2 protein-coding genes and 1 pseudogene are annotated in these 2,178 nt (G+C 66.3%); 1 reads left to right on the top strand and 2 read right to left on the bottom strand.

Annotation, left to right across the window (positions count from 1 at the left end; translation table 11 throughout):
• Positions 1-410, top strand: a 410-nt coding sequence (locus tag ABYB95_RS22185) for a lipocalin family protein (RefSeq protein ID WP_372662092.1), incomplete at its 5' end; no start/stop codon positions are given.
• A 63-nt stretch (positions 411-473) separates the two neighbouring features.
• Here the strand turns inward: ABYB95_RS22185 and ABYB95_RS22180 are convergent.
• Positions 474-1,655 carry a putative zinc-binding metallopeptidase gene (locus ABYB95_RS22180; protein ID WP_372662089.1) on the bottom strand — a complete coding sequence of 394 codons (1,182 nt, stop codon included), beginning with the start codon at positions 1,653-1,655 and terminating at the stop codon, positions 474-476.
• 201 nt (positions 1,656-1,856) lie between these two features.
• Positions 1,857-2,178 (bottom strand): annotated as a pseudogene (locus tag ABYB95_RS22175) (efflux transporter periplasmic adaptor subunit); the annotation flags it as partial.

Raw genomic sequence — 2,178 nt, 5'->3', positions numbered from 1 at the left:
GCTGGGACTGGGTCGGCATGAACCTGCAGAACGGCGACAGCCTCACCGCCTTTCGGCTGCGCCGTGCCGATGGCAGCGCGTTGTGGGCCGGTGGCTCGTACCGCAGCCAGGGTGCCAGCGCTGCGACAGGTCGGCTGCGGCGCTTCGGCCCCGACGAAGTGGTGTTCACGCCCTTGCGGTTCTGGACCAGCCCGCTCACGCAGACGCGGTATCCGGTGGCGTGGCGGCTGCGCACGCCCGGTGGCGACTACACCGTGAAAGCCGTGATCGACGCGCAAGAACTGGACAGCCGCCAGAGCACCGGCGCGGTGTACTGGGAAGGCCTGTCCGACCTGTTCGACAGCCAGGGCCAGCGCGTGGGGCGCGGCTACTTGGAAATGACGGGCTACGCACAGCGGCTGGTCTTGTAATCTTGTGAGCCCTGTTGCAGGGCATGCACCGCATGCCGCGTGGTGCTTGTCGATGGTGCGGGGCTACGGTGCGTCGGTCGCCTGCGGCCGCCCTTCGGTCATCACCAGCAAATGGATGAAGTGCAGTTTCGCCACCACCTCGTGGGGCAAGACAAACGGATAAAAATCGGGTTGCCCCATGGCCCGCGACATGCCGTTGAGCAGCATGGTCAGCTGGGTCCAGCGGTTCAGGAAGTCCAGAAAGCGCGAGGCATCCGGGTGGTCGGGCTGGTAGAGCGCCGTGGCGTCAAAGGGCGTGAAATCCAGCTGCGTCGTATCCAGCGACAAGCCATAGCTGGCCGCGGTGTCCACCGTGTCGCGCATGTGCATGTAGTGCGCCCAGCATTCGGCCCAGTCTTCCCACGGGTGCACGCTGGCGTAAGCGCTGACAAAGTGCAGCGGCCAGTCGGCGCGCGGCCCCTCTTCGTAGCTCTTTTTCAAGCTCTCGGCGTAATCCTGGTTTTCATCCCCGAACAAGTCCCGGAACGCGGGCAGCCACGCGCTGCCGGGGTTGTCGACCAGCCGGTACCAGTAGTAGTGACCGATCTCGTGGCGAAAGTGCCCGACCAAGGTCCGGTAAGGCTCGTTCATGGCCCGGCGCGTGTGTTCGCGCTTGGCGTCATCGGCTTCGGCCACGTTCAGTGTGATCAGCCCATCGTCGTGGCCGGTCATCACATGCTCACCCGGCCCTGGCGAACGCAGGATGTCGAACACCAATCCGTTCTCGGTGTCTTCTGTCTCGCGCGACGCGACCGGCAGGCCCATCACCAACAGGGCCGAGACCAGGCGGCGCTTGGCCTGCTCGACCCGGCCCCACAGCTCGCCGTTGTCCGGGTGCTGCGGGTCCGACAGGTTCGGGATGGTGCGGTTGAGGCGGCAGGCCTTGCAGAGCTGACCGTGTTCGTGCCGCTCGGATTCGGGCAGCAACCAGTTGCAGTTGGCCGGCGTCTCCCGGTTGGCGCAAAACACATAGGCGGGACCGTCGGAAAAGCTCTCGACCCAGGTCTCGGCTTCGGCACCCGGCGCCAGGGACATCAGGCGCCCCTGTCCGGCGTCATAACCCAGCAGCGTGCCGCAAGCCAGGCACCGGCTGTTGACGAAGAAGATCGCCTGCCCGCATTGGCAGGTATAGACACGCACCGTCTGCGCCATCGGTGGCATGGGCTGCATGGAAGGCACGGCGGCAGGCGAAAAGGTGTTTTGCACGGTGAGGATTCGGTGTGTGATCGGGGCCGCCGATCACCGCTCAGGGCGGTATCGCATGCGGCGCGCTGAGCATCAGCGCAACAGGCCGAGTCTGCCACGGCGCTCTTTGCGTCGCCCGGATTTCGCACCTGACCTGTGCGACACCGGCTCCCCTCGCGCCACAGGAACCCCCGCGTGGTTCACGCGTCGGGATAAAGCGCCTCAGCGCGGCTTGACGGCCTGTCCGTCGGTGATGATGCTGCCCGGGTAGAGCAGCACGGTATCGCCCTCGTTCAGGCCCGCGCTCACCCAGGCCACATCGGCATTGCGCCGCTGGATTTGCACCGGCCGCGCAGTCGCACGCTCGCGCTCGATCACAAACACGCGCCACTGGGCACCGTCTCGCACCAGGGCCGCCGTGGGCACCAGCAAGACGTCGGCCTGTGAAAAAACGGTGATGCGCGCATCGACGCGAAAGCCATCCCCCAGGCGCCAGGCCTCGTCCGCGGTCGACGCCAGGTCCACGACCACGTTCACGCGTTGC

The sequence above is a fragment of the Hydrogenophaga sp. genome (assembly GCF_041633695.1).
Classification (GTDB): Bacteria; Pseudomonadota; Gammaproteobacteria; order Burkholderiales; family Burkholderiaceae_C; genus Hydrogenophaga.
This window is presented reverse-complemented; position numbering and strand designations above follow the sequence as displayed.